Source organism: Georgenia sp. SUBG003, from assembly GCF_000715355.2.
Classification (GTDB): domain Bacteria; phylum Actinomycetota; class Actinomycetes; order Actinomycetales; family Actinomycetaceae; genus Georgenia.
Genome location: NZ_CP180204.1, coordinates 2,202,132 through 2,219,907 on the forward strand (window position 1 = coordinate 2,202,132; position 17,776 = coordinate 2,219,907).

The 17,776-nt window shown below is 72.7% G+C and carries 18 protein-coding genes and 2 pseudogenes; 14 read left to right on the forward strand and 6 right to left on the reverse strand.

The annotated features are described in order from the left end of the window. Positions 1–115 precede the first annotated feature (115 nt). From DA06_RS10905 to DA06_RS10915, 3 genes are all read left to right on the forward strand, one after another. Positions 116–445: a WhiB family transcriptional regulator gene (locus tag DA06_RS10905; RefSeq protein ID WP_043499921.1), complete on the forward strand. Its 330-nt coding sequence runs from the start codon at positions 116–118 to the stop codon at positions 443–445. 193 nt (positions 446–638) lie between these two features. Next, entirely contained in the window at positions 639–995 is a 357-nt protein-coding gene (locus DA06_RS10910) for a helix-turn-helix domain-containing protein (protein ID WP_418607690.1), read from the forward strand. A 159-nt stretch (positions 996–1,154) separates the two neighbouring features. Next, the gene (locus tag DA06_RS10915) at positions 1,155–2,246 is read left to right on the forward strand and encodes an NAD(P)-binding domain-containing protein (RefSeq protein ID WP_043499932.1); all 1,092 of its coding nucleotides are present in this window, start codon (positions 1,155–1,157) and stop codon (positions 2,244–2,246) included. A gap of 9 nt (positions 2,247–2,255) precedes the next feature. Here DA06_RS10915 and DA06_RS10920 read toward each other — a convergent pair whose 3' ends face one another. From DA06_RS10920 to DA06_RS10935, 4 genes and pseudogenes are all read right to left on the reverse strand, one after another. Continuing rightward, positions 2,256–2,561, reverse strand: a complete 306-nt coding sequence (locus tag DA06_RS10920; RefSeq protein ID WP_418607693.1) for an SDR family oxidoreductase — start codon at positions 2,559–2,561, stop codon at positions 2,256–2,258. Positions 2,562–2,583: 22 nt separating this feature from the next. Beyond that, a complete protein-coding gene (locus tag DA06_RS10925; protein WP_418608496.1) occupies positions 2,584–2,718 on the reverse strand; it encodes a hypothetical protein in 135 nt (44 codons plus the stop codon). Positions 2,719–2,852: 134 nt separating this feature from the next. Then, entirely contained in the window at positions 2,853–3,377 is a 525-nt protein-coding gene (locus tag DA06_RS10930; protein ID WP_418607694.1) for a substrate-binding domain-containing protein, read from the reverse strand. 82 nt (positions 3,378–3,459) lie between these two features. Beyond that, a pseudogene (locus tag DA06_RS10935) lies at positions 3,460–3,870 on the reverse strand (LacI family DNA-binding transcriptional regulator); the annotation flags it as partial. 610 nt (positions 3,871–4,480) lie between these two features. Here DA06_RS10935 and DA06_RS10940 point away from each other — a divergent pair. From DA06_RS10940 to DA06_RS10990, 11 genes and pseudogenes are all read left to right on the forward strand, one after another. Next, positions 4,481–5,968 carry a sugar ABC transporter ATP-binding protein gene (locus DA06_RS10940; protein WP_043499941.1) on the forward strand — a complete coding sequence of 496 codons (1,488 nt, stop codon included), beginning with the start codon at positions 4,481–4,483 and terminating at the stop codon, positions 5,966–5,968. After that, positions 5,965–7,008: an ABC transporter permease gene (locus DA06_RS10945; protein ID WP_043499936.1), complete on the forward strand. Its 1,044-nt coding sequence runs from the start codon at positions 5,965–5,967 to the stop codon at positions 7,006–7,008. Before DA06_RS10940 ends, DA06_RS10945 begins: the two co-directional genes overlap by 4 nt. After that, a complete protein-coding gene (locus DA06_RS10950) occupies positions 6,998–8,062 on the forward strand; it encodes an ABC transporter permease (RefSeq protein WP_418607697.1) in 1,065 nt (354 codons plus the stop codon). The genes DA06_RS10945 and DA06_RS10950 overlap by 11 nt, the downstream gene beginning before the upstream one ends. Before the next feature lie 60 nt (positions 8,063–8,122). Beyond that, positions 8,123–9,223 carry a rhamnose ABC transporter substrate-binding protein gene (gene rhaS / locus DA06_RS10955; protein WP_043499937.1) on the forward strand — a complete coding sequence of 367 codons (1,101 nt, stop codon included), beginning with the start codon at positions 8,123–8,125 and terminating at the stop codon, positions 9,221–9,223. A 297-nt stretch (positions 9,224–9,520) separates the two neighbouring features. Further along, a complete protein-coding gene (locus tag DA06_RS10960; protein ID WP_418607699.1) occupies positions 9,521–9,934 on the forward strand; it encodes an L-rhamnose mutarotase in 414 nt (137 codons plus the stop codon). Beyond that, positions 9,931–11,151, forward strand: coding sequence for an L-rhamnose isomerase (rhaI, locus tag DA06_RS10965; protein ID WP_418607700.1), 1,221 nt, complete (start codon positions 9,931–9,933; stop codon positions 11,149–11,151). Before DA06_RS10960 ends, rhaI begins: the two co-directional genes overlap by 4 nt. 105 nt (positions 11,152–11,256) lie before the next feature. Then, positions 11,257–12,912 (forward strand): sugar ABC transporter ATP-binding protein, encoded by a 1,656-nt coding sequence (locus tag DA06_RS10970; RefSeq protein ID WP_418607701.1) that lies wholly within the window; start codon positions 11,257–11,259, stop codon positions 12,910–12,912. Continuing rightward, positions 12,909–13,925, forward strand: coding sequence for an ABC transporter permease (locus DA06_RS10975; protein ID WP_418607702.1), 1,017 nt, complete (start codon positions 12,909–12,911; stop codon positions 13,923–13,925). The genes DA06_RS10970 and DA06_RS10975 overlap by 4 nt, the downstream gene beginning before the upstream one ends. A gap of 54 nt (positions 13,926–13,979) precedes the next feature. Next, positions 13,980–14,996, forward strand: coding sequence for an ABC transporter substrate-binding protein (locus DA06_RS10980; protein WP_043499939.1), 1,017 nt, complete (start codon positions 13,980–13,982; stop codon positions 14,994–14,996). A 167-nt stretch (positions 14,997–15,163) separates the two neighbouring features. Next, positions 15,164–15,625: pseudogene (locus DA06_RS10985) on the forward strand (rhamnulokinase); the annotation flags it as partial. 124 nt (positions 15,626–15,749) lie between these two features. Further along, complete coding sequence (locus tag DA06_RS10990) at positions 15,750–16,301, forward strand: FGGY-family carbohydrate kinase (RefSeq protein ID WP_418608498.1); 552 nt, start codon at positions 15,750–15,752, stop codon at positions 16,299–16,301. Here the strand turns inward: DA06_RS10990 and DA06_RS10995 are convergent. Together DA06_RS10995 and DA06_RS11000 are read right to left on the reverse strand one after the other, a co-directional pair. Further along, positions 16,207–17,223: a DNA topoisomerase IB gene (locus tag DA06_RS10995; RefSeq protein ID WP_418607704.1), complete on the reverse strand. Its 1,017-nt coding sequence runs from the start codon at positions 17,221–17,223 to the stop codon at positions 16,207–16,209. The two genes, DA06_RS10990 and DA06_RS10995, sit on opposite strands and share 95 nt — an antisense overlap. 91 nt (positions 17,224–17,314) lie before the next feature. After that, on the reverse strand, positions 17,315–17,749 hold the full coding sequence (locus DA06_RS11000; RefSeq protein WP_418607705.1) for a GNAT family N-acetyltransferase: 435 nt from the start codon (positions 17,747–17,749) through the stop codon (positions 17,315–17,317). Positions 17,750–17,776: the final 27 nt, after the last annotated feature.

Genomic DNA, 17,776 nt, shown 5'->3' on the forward strand with positions numbered 1-17,776 from the left:
CCGGAACCACACGGGTGAGATTTCGAGCGCTGATATAGCACCGTTCCGCTTGACGAACGGGGATGACACGCGTGTAATTCAGGGGTCTGGTCCGCTGAAGGAGAGGGGAAGTGCCGTGTGGAACATTCTCGGTGATGGTCCGCTGACCTTCGGCATGCCGGCGGAGACCCCGCAGGGCGGCGCCGACGTCCTGCGGCTCGTGGACCTGGACGGCCCCGAGGAGGGGGCTCTCGCCTGGCAGGACCACGCCCTGTGCGCGCAGACCGACCCCGAGGCGTTCTTCCCCGAGAAGGGCGGTTCCACCCGCGAGGCCAAGCGGGTCTGCACCTCCTGCGAGGTGCGCGCCGAGTGCCTCGAGTACGCGCTCGAGAACGACGAGCGGTTCGGCATCTGGGGCGGCCTGTCCGAGCGCGAGCGTCGCAAGCTCAAGCGCCGCGCAGTCTGACGCTGCCGCCCGTTCTTCATGGCGGCCACGCACCCCACCCCCCTCAGGCCCTCCACGCTCGCCGTGGTGGTCAGCGCAGGAGTCTCCGTCTACCTCCAGCGCACACTCGCCGCGATCGCAGCCCAGACGCACCTGCCCGACGTCGTCCTCGTCGTCGACGTCGGGGCTCCCGGGGAAGGACCTCGGCACGGGGGTGCCCGTCCACGACGCCGTCGCCGGGGCCGGCCTCGACGAGGCGACCCGCGTCCGCGTCGTCCGGCGCCGGAGGCCACCACCTTCGGCGACGCCGTGCGGCAGGGGCTCGTCGAGTACCGCGCGCTCGTCGAGCGCGCCGCCGGCCCTCGACCGCCCGGCCCGGCGGACGCTGAGCGCGCGCGAGGTCGAGGTGCTGCGGCTCGTCGCGACCGGGGCGACGAACCGCGCCATCGCGGGCGAGCTGTACATCAGCGAGCGCACCGTCGACCGGCACGTGAGCAGCATCCTCACCAAGCTCGGCGTCACCAGCCGCGCCGCCGCCACCGCCCGCGCGGCCGAGTGGCACCTGGTCTGAGCCCACGGCACCGACCGCCCTGCGCCTGCGCGCTCTCCCGGGCCACAGCCGCCGGTACCCATGTCCGGGCGAGGCTGTGAATGGGTGGTCTCACCGACGCGGCCGAGGTGCGCCGCTCCGTAGCGTCACCTTCGTCGGAACAAGACGAAGGAGCCGATCATGAACCGCACGATCGTCATCGGTGCCGGCCAGGCGGGTCTCGCCGTCGGGTACCACCTCGCCCGGCACGGGCTGCCGTTCATGATCCTCGAGGCGGACGAGAAGGTCGGCGGGTCGTGGAACCACCGCTGGGACACGATGCGCCTGTTCACCCCGGCGACGGGCGACGGGCTGCCCGGCATGCCCTTCCCCCGGGAGGATCGCTTCCCCAGCGGCGCGCGGATGGCCGCCTACCTCGCCGCGTACGCGGAGCGCTTCGGCATGGACGTCCGCACCGGCGTGCACGTGGACGGGCTGTTCCGCGAGGGCGACCGCTACACGGTCACCGCGGGCCCCGAGGTGTTCGAGGCCGACAACGTCGTGCTCGCCACCGGGGCGGAGCGCGTCCCCCACGTGCCGTCGTTCGCCGGGAAGCTCTCCCCCGCGGTCGTGCAGCTGCACTCGGGCGACTACCGCAACCCGGCCCAGCTGCAGCCGGGACCGGTCGCCGTCGTCGGCGCCGGCAACTCCGGGGCGGACATCGCCCTCGACGTCGCACCGACGCACCCGGTGGTGCTCGCCGGCCGGCACCCCGGGCACCTTCCGATGCGCATCGAGTCGCCGGCGTTCCACGTCGTCTTCCCGGTGCTGACGTTCGCGTGGACGTACATCCTCACCCAGAACACCCCGCCCGGCCGGCGGTCTCGGGCCAAGATGCTCTCCGGGCACAGCGGTCCGCTCATCCGGGTCAAGCCGCAGGACCTCGACGACGCCGGCGTGCGCCGCGCACCGCGGGTCACCGGGGTGGTCGGCGGGCTGCCGCAGACCGCCGACGGCGAGGTCCTCGACGTCACGAACGTCGTGTGGGCGACCGGCTTCCGTCCCGGCTTCGAGTGGATCGACCTGCCGGGGCTCGACGCGTCCGGCCCCCTGCCGAACGACCGCGGCGCCGTCGTCGGGCAGCCGGGGCTGTACGTGCTCGGCCAGCTGTTCCAGTACCGGTTCGGCTCGCACAACGTCGTCGGGGTCCCGCACGACGCGGAGCTGGTGGTCGACGGCATCCGCCGGCGTGCCCGCAGCGCGGCTCTGGTGACGGGTGCGGTGCGCGCGTAGCGGCCTGCCTCACAGCCCTCCCCCTGCGGTGATGGTCGTGGCGGTCAGGTAGGAGGCCTCGGGCGAGAGCGCGAACATCACGACCCGGGCGATCTCCTCCGGGCTGGCGACCCGGCCCAGCGGCACGCGGGCCGCCACCCGGCGGGGCCGGTCGGGATCGCCCGCCGCGGCGTGGATCCCGGTGTCGGTGGTGCCGGGGGCGACGGCCACCACCCGGATGCCGGCGTGGGCCAGCTCGGCGTCGTGGCGCTCCGCCTGCGTGGCCACCGTGCCGTCGCTCGTCCCGTCGCGCAGGACGACGACGTAGTCGGCCACCTCGCTGGTGCCGGCCTGCCCGTCACCGGGCGGTGAGGAGGGCGGCGTCGTCGCCGGGGGAGGCGAGCGCGGCGGGCGCGAGGGCGGCCGCGAGCAGCAGCGGGAGCGTCGCCAGGGCGGCGCCGCGGACGGTGGCGGTACGCACTGAGAGGACCACGGCGCGCTCCCTCGCTCGTCGCTGGGTTCCCCTCCGACGGTAGGAGCGCCTCCGGGGGGCCCACAACCCGATCGGCCCCCCTCCTCGCAGCACCCTGGGGCACGGGGGTGAGGGGAGGGTGAGGGGGCCGCCGCTCAGCCGGCGGAGGAGGCCCGTACCACGAGCTCGGGCTGGAAGAGCACCTGCTCCGGCTCGCCGGTACCGAGCAGCAGGTCCGCGGCGCGCCACCCGATCTCGTGGCTGGGCTGCCGGACGGAGGTGAGCGGCACGGCGAGCTCGGCGGCGAAGTTCACGTCGTCGTAGCCCACGACGGCCATCGCGCGGGGGACGGGGAGGTCCGCCTCCCGCAGCACCCGCAGCGCGCCCAGCGCGGTGAGGTCGTTGACGCAGAAGATGGCCGTGGGCAGCGGCCCCGGCCGGTCGAGGAGCGCGGCCGTCGCCCGGGCCCCGCCGTCGGCGTTGAGGGACTCCAGCGCCACCTCGACGAGCGCGCGGCCCGGGTCCTGACCAGCGGCCACGAGCGCTCCGACCACGCCCTGCCGGCGGTCGGCGCACTGCCGGATGGTCGCCGGGCCGTTGAGGAACGCGATCCGCTCGTGCCCCAGGTCGAGGAGGTGGGCGGCGGCCAGGGCCGCTCCGCGGACGTCGTCGACGGCCACCGACGAGATGCCGGGGGAAGGGGCTGGTGTGGTCGACGAGCACCACGTCGGTGCCGCGCTCCCGGACCCGCAGGAGGGAGTCGAGGGTCGCTCGTGAGGGGGTGACGAGCAGGCCGCGCACCCCGTGCTCGACGAACTGGCGGACGAACCGGGCCTCCCGCTCGGGGTTCTCGTCGGAGCTGGCGAGCATGAGCACGAGGTCGTCCTGGCCCAGGCGGTCCTCGATGCCACGAGCGGTTGCCGTGAAGAACGGGTTGGCGACGTCGAGGACGACCGCCCCCACGGTGCGCGAGCGGCCCTCGCGGAGCTGACGGGCCGAGGCGTTGCGCACGAACGACAGCTGCTCGATGGCGTCGAGCACCCGGGCCCGGGTCCGCTCGGAGACCTGTTCGGGGTGGTTGAGCACGTTCGACACGGTCCCGGCCGACACTCCCGCAAGGCGGGCGACGTCGGTGATCGACGCCCGCCGGCCCGTCCGGCTCCTCGGTGGCATCGTCCCTCCGTCCTGCGGGTCGCTCCTTCGTCCTACGGGTCGCTGCCGACGGAGTCTAGCGGCGGCGGACCTCGACGCTGAAACGTTTCAGGCCCGGTGGCCGGGGTGTCCCGGTCGGTGCCGCCGGAGTGGCGCCGGGAGGTGTGCGGACGGCGGACAGTGGTGGCGACGGCGGCGTCAACGCTGCCGTGCCGACGGCTTTTCGGCCCGTTCCTCGCCGAATCGCCGGTCCTTGGCGCCCGAGTGTGCGGTCCGGGGCGGCGGTCGAGGAGGTGGGCGAGCATGGCGGGCCGGTGACCCAAACGTGACCCGCGAAGTCGTTGACCGCCGGGCGAGTGGTGGGTAGTTTCTGCCGCACGTTGAAACGATTCATCGGAGGACGACGTTGTCCGACCACGCCACCGACGCTGCCGACGGCGGGACCGGCCACGATCTGAGGCCCGGACGGGCGGATCGGGAGGCCGCCGTCGCGCGCGCCGCGGGGGGCGGAGGGGCCGGGCGCCTCGGTGGGCACGGACGCCGTGACGGGGCGGGCGCAGTGCCGCCGGGCGGTGCGGGGCCGGACCACGCGACCGCGCAGACGGGCGAGGCGGCGGCGCCGGGCCGGCCCGTGGTCGCGCTGGAGGAGGTCTCGAAGTCTTTCGGCGCGATCCGTGCGCTGCGCGGTGTTCACCTGGAGCTCTACCCCGGCGAGGTGCACGGCCTGGTGGGGGAGAACGGTGCCGGGAAGTCCACCCTCATCAAGGTGCTGGCGGGCGTCCACCGGCCCGACGGCGGCCGCGTGCTCATCGACGGCAGCCCCGTCGACCTCACCTCGACGGCCGACGCGATGGCGGCCGGCATCGCCGTCATCTACCAGGAGCCGACCCTCTTCCCGGACCTCACCGTCGCCGAGAACATCTACATCGGCCGCCAGCCCCTCGGCCGCGCCCGCGCCATCGACCGGCGCGCCATGCACCGCGAGGCCGCCGAGCTCTTCGCCCGGCTCGCCGTCCCGATCGCCCCGGACCGCCTGGCCCAGGGCCTGTCCATCGCCGACCAGCAGATCGTCGAGATCGCCAAGGCCATCTCCCGCGGCGCCCGGATCCTGGTCATGGACGAGCCGACCGCGGCGCTCTCGGGCGTCGAGGTGGAGCGGCTCTTCACCGTCGTGCGGGCTCTGCGGGACGACGGCGCTGCGGTTCTTTTCATCTCCCACCGGTTCGACGAGATCGAGGCCCTGTGCCGCCGGGTCACCATCCTGCGCGACGGCGCCTTCGTCTCCTCCCACCTGGTCGACGAGATCACCGTGGACGAGATGGTGCGCCGGATGGTCGGCCGCGAGCTGTCCGCGCTGTTCCCGAAGAAGGACGTCGAGCCGGGCCAGGTGGTCCTCGAGGTCGACGGCATCAGCCGGGCCGGGGTGTTCTCCGACGTGAGCTTCACCGTCCGCGCCGGCGAGATCGTCGCCCTCGCCGGGCTCGTGGGCGCCGGACGCACCGAGGTCGTCCAGTCCGTCTTCGGGGTCGACCCCCGCGAGGGCGGGACGGTGCGCGTCGACGGCCGCGAGCTCCCGCCGCACCGACCCCGGGCCGCCATGGCGGCGGGCGTCGCGCTCGTCCCCGAGGACCGCCGCCAGCAGGGCCTGGTGATGGACATGTCGGTCGTGCGCAACACCACCCTGAACCGCACCCGCCAGCTCGCGCGGTTCGGCCTGCTGACCGGCCGCACCGAGCGGGTCGAGGCGAGACGGTGGACCGAGCTGCTGCGCACGAAGTACGGCCGGCTCACGGACGCCGTCGCCACGCTCTCGGGCGGCAACCAGCAGAAGGTCGTGCTGGCGAAGTGGCTCGGCACCGACCCGCGGCTGCTCATCGTCGACGAGCCGACCCGCGGCATCGACGTCGGCACCAAGGCCGAGGTGCACCGGTTCATGTCCGAGCTCGCGGCCCGGGGCGTCGCCGTCCTCATGGTCTCCTCCGAGCTTCCCGAGGTCCTGGGCATGGCGGACCGGATCCTCGTGATGCGCGAGGGGCGGCTGACCGCCGACATCCCCCGGACCGAGGCGACCGAGGAGTCGGTGATCCGGGCCGCCACCCGGCAGGAGGTGACCGCGTGACGTCCGTGCAGTCCCGGCCCGCCGAGCCGGCGACGACCGCCCAGGCCGGCTCGCGGTTCCTCGCCCTCAGCCGCCAGTTCCGGGCGGCCGGGCTGGTGCTCGTGCTCGTCGTCCTGGTGGTGGGGACCGCGGTCGCCAACCCCCGTTTTCTCTCGCCGCAGAGCCTGCGCGACCTCCTTCTCGCCGCCGCTCTCACGGTGCTGCTGGCCACCGGCATGACCCTCGTCATCCTCACCAAGGGCATCGACCTGTCCATGGGATCGGTGCTGGGGCTGTCCGCGTTCGGCACCGCCACGGTGCTCAGCACGAACCCGGGACTGCCCGTGGTCGCCGGCGCTGTCGTCGGGATCGCGATCGGGGCGGCTTGCGGCGTCGTGAACGGTTCGCTCGTCGCCCTGGGCAAGGTGCCGCCGCTGGTCGCCACGCTCGGGACCCTCTACGTCTTCCGCGGGCTCGTGTACTTCTGGGCGGGCGGCTCGCGCATCAACGCCGGCGACATGCCCCGCGGCTTCCTCGCGCTGGGCACCGGGCGGGTCCTCGGTGTCCCGTACCTCATGCTCGTCGCGCTGGTGGTGCTCGTGGTCGCCGGCGTCTACCTGGCCCGCTACCGGGCCGGGCGCGACCTCTACGCCATCGGCTCGAACCCCGAGGCCGCGGCGCTCGCCGGCATTCCGATCACCCGCCGGCTCATGTGGGCCTACGTCGCCGCGGGCGCGATCGCGGGCCTGGGCGGCGTCCTCTACGCCGCCCGCTTCGGCACGGTCGACGCCTCCGCCGGCAGCGGGCTCGAGCTCGACATCGTCGCGGCCGCCGTCGTCGGCGGGGTGGCCATCTTCGGCGGGTCCGGCACCGTGTTCGGCGCCGCGCTGGGCGCGCTCATCCTCACCGTCATCAACAACGCCCTGCCCGCGCTCGGCATCGACCAGTTCTGGCAGCGCGCCATCGTCGGCGCGCTCATCATCGGTGCGATCGGCCTCGACCGCCTGGTCTCCCTGCGCCTGGCCGCCTCGCTGAGGAGGAGCTCCTCCCGTGTCCGTTGACCAGAAGAACTCGCCCGACGTCGGACGCGAGGAGCGCCTCGCCTTCAGGCCGACCCTCGGCTGGGACACCGCGATCATCGTGGTGACGGTGCTGTTCCTCGTCGTGGCCTCGGTCGGGACCGAGCACTTCGGCACCGCGCGGAACTTCGGCTTCCTCGTCCTCGACCTCGCGCCGATCCTGCTGCTGGCCCTGCCCACGACCCTGATCATCATCACCGGCCAGATCGACCTGTCGATCGCCAGCATGGTGGGCCTGACCAGCGCCGCGATGGGCGTGATGTGGAACGGCGGGCTGCCGCTGGAGACGATCATCCCACTCGTCGTGGTGGTCGGGGCCGTGCTCGGAGCCGTCAACGGGCTCTTCATCACCGCCCTCGGCCTGCCCGCGCTGGCCGTCACCATCGGCACCCTGGCGCTCTACCGCGGGCTGGCGTTCGTCCTCCTCGGCGACACCGCCGTCGCGGACTTCCCGCGCAGCTTCACCGGCTGGGTGATCGGCACCGTGGGTGGCGGCGGGGTACCCAACGTGCTGGTGCCGCTGCTGATCCTCACGGTGATCTTCGGCGTCGTCCTGCACGCCACCCCGGTGGGGCGGTCGGTCTTCGCGATCGGCGCCAACGAGACCGCCGCCCGCTACGCCGGGATCCGGGTCGGCCGGACCCGCTTCTGGCTCTACGTCACCTCCGGCGCGGTCGCGGGCCTGGCCGGCGTGTACTGGACGCTGCGCTACTCCTCGGCCCGCGCGGACAACGCCGTCGGCCTCGAGCTGACGGTCGTGGCCGCGGTCCTGCTCGGCGGCGTCTCCATCTTCGGAGGGCGGGGAACCCTGCCCGGCGTCCTGGCCGGCGTCGTCCTCCTCGGCTCGGTGCAGAACGCCCTCCGGCTGCAGCGGGTCTCGACCGAGGCGCTCACCGTGGTCACCGGCCTCCTGCTCATCGTCTCCGTGCTCATCCCCAACGTCACCGCGGCCGTACGGCTGCGCGCTGCCCGGCGACGGCGGGCCCGTGCGGTCGCCGCGGAGCCGGCGGGGGAGGAGGTGCCGGCCGGCCCCTAGACCCCGCACCACCCCGGACCACCACGCCGCCGCCGGCGGCACGGCAGATAAGGACCCACCATGTCTCTCCGCCAGCAACGACGCTCACGGACGACCGCCGCGGCCCTCGCCATGGGGCTCGCCCTGACCCTCGCCGCCTGCGGCGGCACCACGCAGGACTCTGCGGACGAGGAGCCGACCGCCGGCCGTCCCGCACCGGCGACCGGCGGTGCGACAGGCGGCGGGGCCACCGAGTTCGAGGAGGGCCTCGCCATCACCATGCTGCCCAAGCAGGTCAACAACCCCTACTTCGAGGTGTCGTCCGAGGGTGCGCAGCAGGTGGTCGAGGAGCTGCAGGGTACCTACGAGTACACCGGCCCCTCCGACGCCTCGGCCTCCTCGCAGGTCAGCTACATCAACACCCTCACCCAGCAGGCGGTCGACGCGGTCCTGCTCTCCGCCAACGACCCGAACGCGCTGTGCTCCTCCCTCGAGCAGGCGATGGCGGGGGACACCGCCGTCGTCACGTTCGACTCCGACGTCGACCCCTCCTGCCGCGACGTCTTCGTCTCTCAGGTGGACGGCGAGGAGGTGGGCAGGACGCTCATCGAGATGGCGTCGGAGCAGATCGGCGGCTCCGGCCAGATCGCCATCCTCTCCGCCACGGCGAACGCCACGAACCAGAACGCCTGGATCGCGGTCATCGAGGAGGAGCTGGCGAGCAACCCCGACTACGCCGACATCGAGCTCGTCGCGACCGTCTACGGCGACGACGAGGACGAGAAGTCCTTCTCCGAGACCCAGGGGCTCCTCCAGGCCAATCCCGACGTGAAGGCGATCATCGCGCCCACCACCGTCGGCATCGCCGCGGCCGCACGGTACCTCCAGGGCTCCGACTACAAGGGGCAGGTCATGCTGACCGGGCTCGGCACGCCGAACCAGATGCGCGAGTTCGTCAAGGACGGCACCGTCACCGAGTTCGCCCTGTGGGACCCCGGCGCGCTGGGGCAGCTGGCCGCCTACACCGGTGCGGCGATGGCCTCGGGGATGATCACGGGCGAGGAGGGCGAGACGTTCGAGGCGGGCGAGCTCGGCGAGTACGAGATCGGCCCCGACGGCGTGATCGTCCTCGGCCCGCCCACGCGGTTCAACGCCGACAACATCGACGACTTCGACTTCTGACGAGACGTCATCTCCTCCGCGAGGCGTCATCTCCTCCGCGAGACGTCATCTCCTCCGCGAGACGTCATCTCCTCCGCGAGGCGTCATCTCCTCCGCGAGATGTCATCTCCTCCGCGAGGCGTCATCTCGTGGTGGAGAAGTCATCGGCTCGCTCCGGCACCTGCCCGACGGGCTGCCAAGACTCCGGGCTCCATGGGAGCCAGGCCACCGGGCCGCGGTCGCGGGACGACGGCGGAACTACCGCCGTCGTCCCGGCGTCCGGCATCCCAAGCCCGGAAACTCACGAAAGGCCAACGTATGCAGCGGATCTGCTTCCTGGCCCGCATCCGGCCCGAGCTGGCCGACGAGTACCGCGAGCGGCACGCGGCCGTCTGGCCGGAGATGCTGCGCGCGCTCGAGTCGGCCGGGTGGGGCAACTACTCGCTGTTCCTGGCCGACGACGGCACGCTCGTCGGTTACCTCGAGACGGAAGACTTCGCCGCGGCCCGGGCCGCCGTGGCAGGCACCGACGTCAACGCCCGGTGGCAGACCGAGATGTCCCGGTACTTCGTCAACGCCGGGTCCGGCCGGCCGGACGAGTCGTTCGTGCCCCTCGAGGAGGTCTTCCACCTCCAGGACCAGCTCGCCGCGGTGGCGCCGGACGCCGACCGCGCCGCCGCAGCAGACTCTGTCCGCCCGGCCGGCGGGCACGCCCACGAAGGAGAACGATGACCGCCCCCGACCCGCGCCCTGCCCTCGCCGCGCAGACCATCGAGCTGCCGTCCTGGGCGTTCGCCAACTCCGGCACGCGGTTCAAGGTGTTCGGACAGCCGGGTGTCCCGCGGGACCCGTACGAGAAGGTCGCCGACGCCGCCCAGGTCCACCGCTGGACCGGCGTCGCCCCGCGGGTCTCCCTCCACATCCCCTGGGACCTGGTGGACGACTACGCCGGTCTGCGCCGGCACGCCGCCGAGCTGGGGGTGAGTCTCGGCGCGATCAACTCCAACGTCTTCCAGGACGACGACTACATGCTCGGCTCCCTGTGCAACCCCGACGCCCGGGTGCGGCGCAAGGCCGTCGAGCACCACCTGCGGTGTGTCGAGATCATGCGGGAGACCGGGTCGCGGGACCTGAAGATCTGGCTCGCCGACGGGCTGAACTACCCGGGCCAGGACGACCTGCGCGCCCGCCAGGAGCGACTCGCCGAGGGGCTGGCGGAGATCTACGCCGCGCTCGGCCCGGAGCACCGGCTGATCCTCGAGTACAAGTTCTTCGAGCCGGCGTTCTACGCCACCGACATCCCCGACTGGGGCACCTCGCTCCTGCACTGCCTCGCCCTGGGGGAGCGTGCGATGGTGGTCCTGGACACCGGCCACCACGCGCCGGGCACCAACATCGAGTTCATCGTCGCGCAGCTGCTGCGGGTCGGGCGCCTCGGGGCGTTCGACTTCAACTCGCGCTTCTACGCCGACGACGACCTCATGGTCGGCGCGGCCGACCCGTTCCAGCTCTTCCGGATCATGAACGAGATCGTCGCCGCCGACGCCCTGCGCCCCGAGGCCGGGGTGAACTTCATGCTCGACCAGTGCCACAACATCGAGCCGAAGATCCCCGCCCAGATCCGCTCGGTGATGAACGTCCAGGAGGCGACGGCGAAGGCGCTGCTCGTGGACCGCGACGCCCTCCGGTCCGCCCAGGCCTCCGGCGACGTGCTCGGAGCGAACGCCGTGCTCATGGACGCCTACAACACCGACGTGCGGCCGTTGCTCGCACAGCTGCGTGCCGAGCAGGGGCTGGAGGCGGACCCCGTGGCCGCGTACGCGCGTTCGGGGTACGGGGAGCAGGTCGTCACCGAGCGGGTCGGCGGTGTCCAGGCCGGCTGGGGGGGCGTGACCAGATCGAGACCTCGACCGCTTGTCCCGGTATGTGACGCGCGTTACATTTTGTGAGCGCTCACATTTCCGCCTAGCGACGAAGCAGGTGAGAACGGTGCACATCCACAACGTCCCCGGCGCGGCACCCCTGCCCGCGGGTGCCCCGTGCAGGAGGCAGTCATGACCACGGTCCCGGGCCGCGACCCGGTGGCCGACCCTCCCGGGCAGGACGCCGTGCCCGTCGCGCACGCCGCACCGGAGCCGGCCACTGCCGGAGCCCCGGCCGGTACGGCCGCCGTCCCTGCCGCCCCGGCCGGCTCCCTGCTGCTCGAGGTGCGGTCGGTGTCGAAGTCCTTCCCGGGCGTCAAGGCCCTGGAGAACGTCTCGCTCGACCTGCGGCGCGGCGAGATTCTCGGTGTCTGCGGCGAGAACGGCGCCGGCAAGTCGACGCTGATGAAGATCCTCGCCGGCATCTACGACCCCGACCCCGGCGGCGAGGTGCTTCTCGACGGCAGGCCGTCGACGATCTCGAACCCGCACGAGGCGCTCGCCGCTGGCCTGGCGATCATCCACCAGGAGTTCGAGCTGGTCCCGGACCAGACCGTCGCCCAGAACATCTACATGGGCAGGGAACCGCGCCGCCTCCTCGGCCAGCTCATCGACGACCGTCAGCAGGAACGTGACGCCCGCGCCCTGCTGCGCAGGCTGAAGATCGACATCGACCCCGCCCGCCGCGTCCGCGACCTCACCGTCGCCCAGCAGCAGATGGTCGAGATCGCCAAGGCGCTGTCCTTCGACGCCCGCATCCTCATCATGGACGAGCCGACGGCGGCCCTGACCGACACCGAGATCGAGACCCTCTTCCGGCTCATCCGCGACTTCGTGACCCCCGAGACCGGCATCATCTACATCTCCCACCGGATGCCGGAGATCAAGGAGATCACCGACCGGGTCACCGTCATCCGCGACGGTCAGTACGTCGGAACCGTCACGACCGCCGACGTGGAGATCCCGCAGATCATCTCGATGATGGTCGGACGCTCCATCGCCACCGACGTCCGGCCGCCGCAACGGGAGGTCGGCGAGCCCGTCCTCGAGGTCGAGGGGCTGAGCACCCGGCACCTGCTGCAGGACGTCAGCTTCACCCTCCGCCGCGGGGAGATCCTGGGCTTCGCCGGGCTCATGGGCGCCGGGCGGACGGAGATGGCGCGCGCCGTCGTCGGCGCGGACCCGACCACGGCCGGCACGATCAAGGTGGGCGGCCGGGAGGTCACCATCCGCAATCCCGCGGACGCGGTCGCCCACGGCGTGGGGTATCTCTCCGAGGACCGTAAGCGCTACGGGCTGCTGCTGGACCAGTCCGTCCGCGCCAACATCGGTCTCTCCTCCCTGCGCCGGTTCTCCAACTCGGTCGGCTTCGTGCGCGAGCGCGGCATCACCGAGGAGGCCCGCACGCAGGTCAGGGCCCTGCGCATCAAGACCCCGTCGGTGCACCAGCTCGCCCGCAACCTCTCCGGCGGCAACCAGCAGAAGACCATCATCGGCAAGTGGCTCACGCGCGACTGCGACGTCCTCATCGTCGACGAGCCCACCCGCGGGATCGACGTGGGCGCCAAGGACGAGATCTACAACCTGCTCAACGAGCTCGTGCGGCAGGGCAAGTCGATCATCGTCATCTCCTCCGAGCTGCCCGAGGTGCTCCGGCTCTCCGACCGCATCGCGGTGATGTGCGAGGGCCGGATCACCGGCTTCCTCGACCGGGAGGAAGCGACCCAGGAAAGGATCATGGAGTTGGCCACGCTCTTCAGCACGGAGTCGATGGGAGCGGACTCGTGAGCGCCGCGGCGCCGGCCGTGCGGCCCGGCGAGGCGGCGTCCGAGACCCCCGAGGCCCGACGGCGCTCCGTCAGCCTCCAGCAGTTCCTCGCCTTCGGCGCCCTCATCGCGCTCTTCGCCTTCTTCGCCCTCGCGAGCCCGAACTTCCTGAGCACCTCCAACGTCTTCGGCATCCTGCTGGCGGCCTCGGTGACCGGGATCCTGGCCCTGGGGGCGACGTTCATCATCGCCACCGGTGGCATCGACCTCTCGGTCGGCACCGCGATGACGCTGTGCTCGGTCATGACGGCCGTGTTCGCCACCGACGCGTTCCTCGGGCTCCCCATGCCCCTGGCCGTGGTGCTCGGCGTGGCGTTCGGGGCGTTCGTCGGCCTGGTCAACGGCCTCAACGTCGCCGTTCTCGGCATCCCGCCGTTCATCGCGACGCTGGCCATGATGATGGCGGCGTCCGGGCTCTCGCTCGTCATCTCCGACGCCACGCCGCTGTACTTCACGTCGGTGCCCGGCTTCGGCCAGATCGCCCTCGGCACGCTGATCCCCCGCGTCCCCAACGCGGTGCTGATCTTCCTCGTGCTCGCCGTGCTGGCGGGCGTCCTGCTCAACAAGGCGCTCGTCGGGCGCTACGCGCTGTCCATCGGGTCCAACGAGGAGGCCACGAGGATGTCCGGCGTCAACACCCGGGCGTGGCTCATCAGGATCTACGTCCTCGCCGGCGTCTTCACCGGGATCGGCGGGGTCGTCATGGCGTCGCGCCTCAACTCCGCCCAGCCGGCCCTCGGCCTGGGGTACGAGCTCGAGGCGATCGCCGCCGTCGTGATCGGCGGCACGTCCCTCTCCGGCGGCCGGGCGTCGATCCTCGGCACGATCATCGGCGCCATCCTCATGGCCACCCTCAACAACGGCCTGCAGATCATGGCGATCCCGCAGGAGTGGCAGAAGGTCGCCGTCGGCGTCGTCATCCTCGTCGCCGTCTTCGCCGACAACGTCCGCCGGCGCCGCGAGTCCCGCGTGTAGCCGGGCGGCCCGCCCGCAGACCCGACCATCCCCATCCGGACGAAGGAGTACCTGATGCGCAAGACCACGATGGCCACAACGGTCATGCTCTCTGCCCTGGCGCTGACCCTCGGCGCCTGTTCCGACGGCGGAGGCGGCGGTACGTCCCCCACCGAGGCCGTCGGCGGCGTCGGGACCTCCGAGCCCGGCGGGGGCGCCGCCGAGGGGGAGACCTACGTGGCCCTGATCTCCAAGGGTTTCCAGCACCAGTTCTGGCAGGCCGTGCGTCAGGGTGCGGAGGACGCCGCCGACGAGCTGGGCGTGCGGGTGACCTTCGACGGTCCCGACACCGAGGCGGACGTCGAGCAGCAGCTCCAGCAGCTCCAGACCGCGCTCGCCGGCAACCCGGACGCTGTCGGCTTCGCGGCCCTCGACTCCGAGGCGTCGATCCCGCTGCTGCAGCAGATCGACTCCCAGGGCATCCCGGTGGTCGCGTTCGACTCCGGCGTCGAGTCGGACATCCCGGTCTCCACCGTGGCGACCGACAACTACGCCGCGGCCGCCGAGGCGGCGAACAGGATGGTCGAGCTCACCGGCGGCGAGGGCGGTGTCGCCGTGGTGTGCCACGACCAGACGTCCCTGACCGGCATCCAGCGCACCGACGGGTTCGTCGAGACGATCGAGGAGGCCGGCATGGAGGTCGTCGACGTCCAGTACGGCGGCGGCGACCAGCTCCGCTCGACCGACATCACCAAGTCGATCCTCCAGGCCAACCCCGACCTCAAGGGCATCTACGGCTGCAACGAGGGCTCGGCCATCGGCGTCGTCAACGGCGTGCGCGAGCTCAACCGGGCCGAGGACCTCGCGGTCATCGGCTTCGACTCCGGCCAGGGCCAGATCGACGCCATCAACGACGGCACCATGGACGGCGCCATCACCCAGGACCCCTACCAGATCGGCTACCAGACCGTGGAGACCGCCATCGCCGCCGTCAACGGCGAGCAGGTCGAGGAGGTCGTCGACACCGGCTTCTACTGGTACGACTCCACCAACATGGAGGACGAGGAGATCGCCCGCGCGCTGTACCAGTGAGCTCCGCGGCGTCGGCCCGGCCGCCGGTGGCCGGGCCGGCGGCGGGCTCCGCACAGCGGTAGCCGCACACGAGGGCGTGGCTTCCTCACGCCACCCGGACGCTCCCCACCGGCGCGCGCCCGGGGGCGGGGCCCGTTCTGCGACGACGAGGACGAGAGGAGGGACGGATGGGAGCGGCGACGGCGGTCGCGGCGGTGGACCTCGGGTCCAGCTCCGGTCGCGTGGTGCTGGGCCGGTACGACGGCGCCTCCGTGAGCTTCGACGAGGCCCACCGCTTCCCCCTGCACGCCGAGGACGACTCGGGTGCGCTCGTCTGGGACGTCGCGGGCATCGTCGCCGAGGTGCGTCACGGCCTGGCCGCCGCCCTGGACCGCCAGCAGGTCGCCGGCGTCGCCGTCGACACCTGGGGCGTCGACCACGCCCTGGTCCGCGCCGACGGCTCCCTCGCCACGCCGGTGTACGCCTACCGCGACCCCCGCACCGCGGGCGTCCCGGACCTCCTGGCCGGCAGGGGCGCCACCGCCGGACGGCTCTGGGAGCTCACCGGCGTCCAGCCCGACCCGATCAACACCACCCACCAGCTCGTCGCCACCCTGCGGGACAGGCCGGAGGTGCGCGCGGAGATCGACGCCGCCCTCATGCTCCCCGACCACGTCGCGCACCTGCTCGGCGGCGAACGGGGGGTGGAGCCGGGCGATCTGCTCCACCTCCGGGCTGTGCTCGCCCGGGGCGCGGGCCTGGTCCACGGAGGTCATGGAGCTGCTCGGCGTCGACCCCGGCTGGTTCGGGCCGTTGAGCGAGGAACGCACCCAGATCGGCACCCTGACCGGCCGGCCCGGCACCAAGCTCCTGCGTGGCGGGAGCCACGACACCGCCTGCGCCGTCCACGCACTGCCGCCCCGCGAGAGCGACCGGGTCTTCCTCTCCTCGGGCAGCTGGTCCCTGGTCGGCGTCGAGCTCGACGAGGCGCTGGTGACTCCGGACGTCCTCGAGGCCGGCCTGACGAACGAGGTCCGCACCGACGGCGGCGTCCGTCTCATCCGCAACCTCACCGGTCTGTGGATCCTGCAGGAGTGCCAGCGCCAGTGGGCGGCGGAGGGCAGGCCGGCCGAGCCGGTGGCGCTCGTCGCGGAGGCCCGGCAGGCGGCGTCGCTGGGGGTCGTCCTCGACCCCGCCCACCCGGACTTCGCCCGGCGAGCGGCGAGCCGGATCAGCCGAGCAGGTCCAGCACCGCACGTTCACGGCGCGTGGGTGTGCGGGGCGGGGCGGGGTCGTCCGGGTTGTCCGCCCGCGCCGCGAGCTTGAGGTCGATGGTCCGCCCGCGCTCGGCGAGGTCGAGCACCCGGGAGTCGATGTAGGAGGCGCGGCACACCGCCGGAGTGTTGCCCAGGTACTCCGCGACGGCCTTCACCGCCTCGCGCTCGGCCCGCTTGTGGGCGGTCTGCGTGGTGGCCCCGGGCGTGCGCAGCGCCAGCTCGAGCGCCGCGAGCACCGTGGCGTGCCACGTGCGGAAGTCCTTCGCGGACGCCTCCGGACCCAGCCGCTCCTTGACGTACTCGTTGATGTCCGCGCTGGTCACGTCGACCCACCGGCCGCCCCGGCGGTAGGCCAGCAGCTCCTCGCCGCCGCCGCGACGACGCCGCAGCGTGGTCAGCGGCTCGACGAGCGCCCCGTCGTGCAGGACCAGGCGGCGCGACTGCCCCGACTTGGCGAGGTAGGCGAAGACGAGGTCGCCCTCCTTCGTGATCCGCAGGTGCCGCTTGCGCAGGGTCGCGAGGCCGTAGCTGCCGTTGTGCTCGGCGTAGGTCTCGCCGCCCACCCGGAAGTACCCCTGGTCCAGCAGCCGGAAGGCGACGGCGAGGGCACGTTCACGGGGCATGCCCGGCCGGTTCAGGTCCATCGTCACCCGGCGTCGGGCGGCGGGCAGCCGCCGCGCGAGGTCGAGGATGCGCTCGTGCTTGGCCGCGTCCCGGCTCTCCCGCCACGCGGGGTGGTACAGGTACTGGCGGCGCCCGGCGTCGTCGGTGCCCACGGCCTGGATGTGACCGTTGGGCACCGGGCAGATCCACACGTCGGTCCAGGCCGGCGGGATGACGAGGGAACGGCACCGGGTGATCACCTCGGGGTCCGTGACGCGCGCGCCGTCGGCGTCGAGGAAGACGAACCCGTCCCCGGCCCGTCGCCTGCCCAGGCCTGGTCGGTCGACCTGCACCCGCCGCAGTCTCATCCGTCCCCTCCCGCGCGAGCTCTCCGCGAACACGACCAGGCCAGTCTGCGGAACAGGCGGAGGCAGCGCCCGCCGAGGCGCCGCCCGCAGGTCAACGTAGGAGCGTGCCGAGCACCAGATGGTGCGTCCCGGTCTCGAGCGTGCGCAGCCCGACGTGCCGGTAGAACCCGACGGCCGAGGTGTTGACGGGCGAGACGCCGAGGTGCAGCCCGGACGCGCCCGCGGAGGAGAGATCGTCGAGCAGGGTGGCAAGGAGCCGTCTGCCGTGCCCGGCGCCCTGCGCCTCCGGCAGCAGGTCGACGTGCAGGTGCGCGGCGTGCTCGGCCAGCCACGTCCCGTCCGTGCGGACGCCGGCGTGGATGACGCGGACGAGGCTCGCGTCCGCGGAGATGTCACCGGGCTCCGGGGGCGGGTAGCGGCACCGCAGCGGCGGCCACCACGACTGCTCGCACGCCCGCTCGAACGCCGTCGTGTCCGCGACTCCGACGGCGTAGCCGGCGGCGGAGCCGTCGGGACGGCGCAGCACGCGGGCCAGGCCGGGCTCCAGCGCGAG